5 protein-coding genes are annotated in these 6,453 nt (G+C 71.3%); 3 read left to right on the forward strand and 2 right to left on the reverse strand.

The genetic code is table 11. The annotated features are described in order from the left end of the window. The first annotated feature begins 145 nt into the window (after positions 1 to 145). A complete protein-coding gene (locus tag C1I95_RS14235) occupies positions 146 to 2,305 on the forward strand; it encodes an APC family permease (protein WP_111214303.1) in 2,160 nt (719 codons plus the stop codon). A 26-nt stretch (positions 2,306 to 2,331) separates the two neighbouring features. On the opposite strand, the gene C1I95_RS14240 is transcribed toward C1I95_RS14235, so the two are convergent. Next, entirely contained in the window at positions 2,332 to 2,979 is a 648-nt protein-coding gene (locus C1I95_RS14240; protein WP_233513661.1) for a pentapeptide repeat-containing protein, read from the reverse strand. A gap of 122 nt (positions 2,980 to 3,101) precedes the next feature. On the opposite strand from C1I95_RS14240, the gene C1I95_RS14245 reads away from it, so the two are divergent. After that, positions 3,102 to 4,088 (forward strand): NAD(+)/NADH kinase, encoded by a 987-nt coding sequence (locus C1I95_RS14245; protein WP_111214305.1) that lies wholly within the window; start codon positions 3,102 to 3,104, stop codon positions 4,086 to 4,088. Between the two features lie 25 nt (positions 4,089 to 4,113). Here the strand turns inward: C1I95_RS14245 and C1I95_RS14250 are convergent, their stop codons facing one another. After that, entirely contained in the window at positions 4,114 to 5,124 is a 1,011-nt protein-coding gene (locus C1I95_RS14250; protein WP_111214306.1) for a hypothetical protein, read from the reverse strand. Between the two features lie 265 nt (positions 5,125 to 5,389). Here C1I95_RS14250 and C1I95_RS14255 point away from each other — a divergent pair. Next, positions 5,390 to 6,453 (forward strand): GNAT family N-acetyltransferase (locus C1I95_RS14255; RefSeq protein WP_111214307.1); only part of this gene is annotated, 1,064 nt, incomplete at its 3' end.

Raw genomic sequence — 6,453 nt, forward strand, 5'->3', positions numbered from 1 at the left:
CGGTTGTGGCGAGCGTTCCTCGCGTTCCGGCCCTGCGATGGGTTGCGGGCTTCCGTGCGTTGCTGCTTTCGCCGATCGGCGTCCTCACCCTGGCCCTTTTTGGGATTGTCGGTGGTGCTGACATCGTGGGCGACCCGGAGGCACCGTGGGCAGGTCTGAGCACGACCCGGAACCGGACCAGGGCGGGTCGCCGACCTTCAGCCCGTCCGCCGAGTTGCCGCCGCTGTCCGCAGAAGATCTCGCCGCCCTGCGCCGACTCGGCGAGCGGTGGCAGGTGAGTGACGCCGTACGGGCGCTGCCGGTGGACCCGCAGGCGGACGAGCTCCGCCCGTCAGCGGGCGGAGCGCCGGCCCCCGCCCCGCTGTTCCTGCCGGATCGGGCCGGCCAGCTCACCGCCACCGCCGCGGCGGAACGGCGGGACACTCCCGAGGGGCGAGCCGCCGGCCGGGTGCGTCGCCTGCTGCTCGGGCGGCCCCTGTCCAGCGCGTCGACGCTACGGGAACGGATGCCGAAAGTCGTCGCGCTGCCGGTACTCGCCTCCGACCTGCTGTCTTCGGTGGCGTACGGGCCGGAAGCCATGCTGGTCATCCTGGTCCTCGCCGGCAGCGGCGCGCTGGGGCTGTCACTCCCGATCGCGGCGGCCCTGGTGCTGCTGATGCTCGCCGTCGGGATCTCCTACCGGCAGACGGTCCAGGCCTACCCGCACGGCGCGGGATCGTATCTGGTGGCCAGCGACAGCCTGGGCCCCCGCGCGGGGCTGGCCGCCGCGGCCGGCCTCATCCTCGACTATGTGCTCACGGTGGCGGTGTCGGTGACGGCCGGGGTGGCCGCGATCACCTCGGCGCTGCCCGCCCTGGTGCCGTACACCATACCGATGGCGCTGGCCGTCATCGGTCTGCTGCTGACGGGCAACCTGCGGGGCATCCGGGTCGCGGGCAACATCTTCGCCGCGCCGACCTACCTCTTCCTGGTCGCCATCGTCGGGCTCATCGCCGTCGGGCTCGTGCAGGCCGCAGCTCGCGGATTCACCCCCACCGCGCCACCGGCGACGCCCGCGGTCGAAGGGCTGGGCCTGCTGGTGGTCATGCGGGCCTTCGCCTCGGGAGCGACCTCGATGACCGGCATCGAGGCGGTCTCCAACGCCGTGCCGGTCTTCCGTCCCGTGGAGTGGCGCAACGCCCGGACCGTGTTGACCTGGATGGTCGGCATGCTGATCTTCCTCTTCACCGGCCTGACCCTGCTGTTCCACCTCAACGGACTGGTGCCCAGGTCGAACGAGACCCTGTTGTCGCAACTCGCCCACGTCACGTTCCCGCACGGCCCCTGGTACTGGATCATCCAGGCCGCCACCGCGCTCGTGCTGCTCCTCGCGGCGAACACCGCCTTCAACGACCTGCCACGCCTGTTGTACTTCATGGCGCGGGACAGCTACGTCCCCCGGCGCTTCCTGCACATCGGCGACCGGCTGGCCCTGAGCAACGGGCTGATCCTGCTCGCGGTCGCCGCCGCGGTGATCCTCGTCGCCTTCGGCGGGCGCACCCACTCGTTGATTCCGCTCTACGCGGTCGGTGTCTTCCTCGCCTTCACGCTCTCCCAGACCGGCATGATCAACCATTGGCGCCGCCACCGAGGTCCCGGCTGGCGGCGGCGCGCCATCATCAACGGGGTCGGCGCCGCCCTGTCCGCCGTCGTGCTGGTCACCGCGGCGGTCACGAAGTTCGCCGCCGGTGCCTGGGTGGTCGTGCTCGCCGTCCCGCTGCTGATCTTCCTGTCCCTCCGGGTCCGCCGGCACTACGACCGCGTACGTCACGCCCTCAGCCTGGACACCACGACCAGTCCCGAACGGCCCAGCGGGGAAGGCTCGATCGAGGAGCAGACGCCCGCCGTCGTCCCACAGCAGGTACGGCACCTCTTCATCGTCCCGGTGGCCCGACTCAACCAGGCGACGCTGCGGACCCTCGCCTACGTCGGCTCACTCGGCCAGCCGACACTGGCCCTGCACATCAGCCCCGAGCCGGGGGAGGCGGACAACTTCCGAGGGCAGTGGGCCACCTGGGGCGGTCATATCCCGCTCGAGACGATCCAGTCACCGCACCGCGTGATCATCCAGCCGGTGGCCGAGTACGTCAGCACACTGCGCCTGCGCCATGCCGACCTCACCATCACCGTCGTCGTACCCGACGTGGTCGTGGAGCATCCCTGGCAGCGGGTGCTGCACTACCGTACCGAGCAGCGCCTGCGGCGGGCCTTGCGCCGGCATCCCGGCATCATCGTCGCCAACGTGCCCACCCACCTGTCCGTCTGACACGCGTGTCGAGGCGCCGCCCGAGGTCAGTCGCCGGCTTCGATCTGGATGCCGAGCGCCTCGGCCAGGGTGTACGACAGCGCGGCAAGGTCCTGCGGGGCGATGATCGCCCCCGCCATGCTGGTCACCCCGCCCACCCCGGCCAGCACGCAGTTGGCGAACCGGGTGCCGGCCATCGTCGCCTGGGAGAACTGCGCTCCGGTCAGATCGCAGTCGGTGAACCGGACACCGGTCAGGTCCGCGTTCTGGAAGTCCGCCCGGGTCAGGTTGCAGCCGTCGAACACCACGCCGGTGAAGTCGGTGAACCGGAACGACGACAGGTCCAGCCGGCACTCCGACACCGTCACGTCCCGCAGCGCGCCGTTGATCCAGTGCACTCCGGTCATCCGCAGCGTCGACAGCCTGACCCGGATCATGGACGACTTCTCCGCCCGCAGGTTCGCCAGGTTCGTACGCTCGAACAAGCAGTCGGCGACGCTCGCCCCGTCGAGCTGCACACCACTGAGGTCCGCGCCCTTGAACCGGCACTGCGCGAACTCCACCCCGTCCGCCGACTGCCCGGAGAGATCAAGATCGAAGAAGCCCAGCCGCCGGAAGCTCGCCTCGTCCTCGAGACTGTGCTCGGCGAGGGTGGCCAGGTCCAGCGCGGTCGGCGGCCGCGGCTTCACCGGCACCCGCCACCGAGCGACACCCGAACCAGAACGACGTGACGACCGCGCACCCATGCCCGCAGGCTATCGGCCCGATTCCGGCTTCTTCGGTGCCGGCTCGGACCGGGCGGGGTGATGATGGCCGGATGGGGCAGCCGCGGTACACCGTCGGGTTGGTGGTCCACCCGGTCAAGCCGGTTCTCGACTCGGTGCGGATCATCAGTCGGTTCGTGCACCGGCACGGCGGCGCCCTGCTGGTCCGGGAGGACGACGCGCCACGGGTCGGGCCGGACGTCGAGGCGGTCGCGGCCGACGCGTTCGTGGACCGGCTCGACGCGGTGGTGAGTCTCGGTGGCGACGGCACGATGCTCGGTGCCATGCGTTTGGTCGTCGGACGATCGACGCCGGTCCTCGGGGTCAACTACGGCGATGTCGGCTTCCTCGTCGAGGTTCCGCCGGAGGGGTTGGAGACGGCGTTGAACCGCCTGGTGGCCGGCGACTACACGCTGGAACCGCACAGCTGCTTCCAGGTCCTCAACGGTGGTGAGGAATGCACCGCCTTCAACGACGTGGTGATAGCGGCGTCCGAGCCGTTGCAGAGCGCCACGGTCGACCTGTTCGTCAACGGCGCGCGGCACGGCTACTACCGCGGCGATGCCGTCATCGCGTGCACGCCGACCGGCTCGACGGCCTACAACTACGCGGCCGGCGGGCCGGTCATCTCACCGTCGGCACCGTCGATCACCCTGACTCCGGTCGCGCCGATGTCGGGCATCAACCGGTCGGTCGTGCTCGGTGGCAGCGACGCGGTGGAGTTCCGCAACCCGTCGGACCGGGTGTCGCTGCGGTTCATGGCCGACGGGACGCCAGTCGGCCTGCTCAGGCCGGGCGTCGGGTTGAGCGTGCGTCTCATCGACGACGCGGTCAACGTCGTACGGTTCGAACCGACGCTCCACGAGCAGCGCCAACGAGTCAAGCTGAGCCTGCTCGACCTTCCGTTGCGCCCCGACCAACTTCTGGATCTCGTACCGCCGCAACTGCGGGAACGAGCCGAGCAGCTCAGGGCGGAGCGGATCGAGGCCGAGCGGCTCCGGGGCGGACCATGGAGCGACGGCCCACCGCCGGCCTCCTGATGCCCTGCCCGCCGCAACACGTCGCTCAGCGAGGGGCCGACGCGTCCGTCCGTCGGAGCCGTCGGGTCTGGGCCGCCACCACCCACAGCAGGAGCAGGTCGACCGCCAACGCGGAGACGGCGGCGAACTGGTTCACGGTGAACTTGAAGACCTGACCGACGAGAAGATCGGCCAGCAACGCCACGTGGAACAGCCGAAGCGCGCGGTACGGGTTCCGGCGCAGCAGGACGGCGCCCCAGATGCTGAGCAGCCCGGTGAACACGGCGGCGCCGATCACTGCGATGTCGGCACCCAGTTCCCGCCCGTGGGCGAGGCCGCCGGTGACGCCCTCCAGCGTCGCGCCGAGCAGGGTGAGCACCGGCTGTGCGACGAGGTAGCCGGCGACCACGATGATGAGCCACCGGCGAGCCGCCAGCCAGGCGAGCGCGGCCCGGGGGTAGCCCACCAGCGTCCGCCAGCGCGCGATCCACGGGGACGTCTGCTCCGGTACGGCGGCCAGTAGCTGGACAACGGCAAGGTCAACCGTGCTTCGAGAACCCTGGACAAGCCGCATGGCGGCCGTGCGCTGCTCCGCCGTCAATCCGGAGGTGACCCCGACGAGCGCCTGGTCGACCGCATCGGCGGTGCGCTCCCTGGGGGAAGCGTCGGTCCGACCGCGCAGCGAGTGGGTGATCACGACGAGGACCGCGAAGATCAGATAGATGATGCCGGCCGCCGGCCGGTAGAAGTAGTCGTTGTCCGCGGTGATGAACTTTCCCACCTCGTCGATGAACAGCCCGAATCCGATTCCGCCGAGGACGGCTGCCCACATGCGTGCGGCTCGGCCGAGGAACACCAGTTCGATGCCGAGGCCCAGCATCATCAGCAGGCCACCCCACAGGACGTGAGCGATGTGAAAGCCGCCACCGCCGATTCTCGGATACCCGGCCATCTCCAGGTAGGCGCGGGTCAGCAGGACTGCGCCGATGCCGGAAAATACGAAAGCCTGTAGGTACCGCGTGGCGCTGCCGGTTCTGACGAGCCCTGATGGTCGCACCGCTGTCCTGCCTCCGTTACTCCCGTGCCGGCAACTGCGGCTTTGACGCAGGCGTTTTGCGCCGTAACCGGCCAGGCTATCCGGGTTGGCGGTCGGGTGGGGGTGGCGACGGCTGGTGTGGCGGCGACCTGCCGAAATATGTTCGTCCGCCGGTCACCGGCCGGTCACCGGCTCGGCCTGTGCTGCCGGGACAGTGGCCGTTCGACGCCGGGCCACGACCACCGGCGTCGTGACATCGTCCCTTGCACGCCGAAGGCAGGTCGCCGTGTCCGTGCCCGTCGCCGACCCCGTTGCCGGCCCGCTCGCCGACGTCGTCGCCGATGTCCTGCTGGCCGACGTGCCCGAGGCCGTCATCGGCGAGGTCATCGCCGAGATGCTGCCCGTCGAGGGCCGGCAGGCGCTCACCGGCGATCCGGTGGAGGCCGCCGCCACCATCACCGAGTTGGTGGCGGCCGCGACCCGGCAGGTGTTCGCGCCCGACCCGCTGGCCGATCCGGTCGCCCTCACCGGTCCGCCGCCCGCGCCGCAGCCGGCCGACCCGGTCGCGGCAGCCGCCGCCCGCGCCGGCGTCGACATCCGCCCGGTCGACACACACGTCGACGTCGCCGCCGCCGTCGGTGTCCTCGACGGGGTCTTCGCCCCCGGGACGGGACGCCACTTCTATCCGCCCAGCCTGCTGCGCAACCTGCTCGCCGCCGGCGCGCCGATGCTGCTGGCCTGGGACGGCGAGGCCCCGGTCGGTGTGCTGCTCGCGTTGCCGGGGTGGACCGTTGACGGCCGGCCGCTGGTGCAGTCCGGCCCGATGGCCGTGCTGCCCACCGCCCGTGGCCGGGGCGTGTCGGTGGCCCTGAAGCTCGCCCAGCGGACCTGGGCGCGCGAGCGGGGCGTCACCGAGATCCGCTGGACGTTCGACGCGATGGCGGCGGTCAACGCCAACCTCAATCTGCGCCGGCTCGGCGCGACCGTGGAGGCGTTCCTGCCCGGGTACGAAGGTCTGCGCGACGCCGACAGCCCCACCCCGCTGCCCTACGACCGGTTGCTCGTGGCCTGGCACCTCACCGGCGATCCCGCCGTCACCGCCGACGGCGATGCCGAGCCGGTGTGGGCGGTCGCGGTCGCCCCCGACGGGCTGCCGGTGCTCGACCCGGCCTGGACCGACGCTCCCGCCGCCCTGGTCGCGGTGCCGGCCGACATCTCCGCGCTGCGCCGGGACGACCCGGCGGTGGCCAGCGTCTGGCAGCACGCCGTCGGCCGCGTGTTGCAGGAGGCACTGGCGGCCGGCTGGCGAACCGCCTGGGATCCGCGCGGCGCCTACCGGCTCACCCCACC

Source organism: Micromonospora craterilacus (assembly GCF_003236315.1).
GTDB classification, from domain to species: Bacteria; Actinomycetota; Actinomycetes; order Mycobacteriales; family Micromonosporaceae; genus Micromonospora; species Micromonospora craterilacus.

Coding starts and splice junctions, on each gene's coding strand:
- C1I95_RS14245 (WP_111214305.1), top strand. CDS start 3,102: ATGGGGCAGCCGCGGTACACCGTCGGGTTGGTGGTCCACCCGGTCAAG.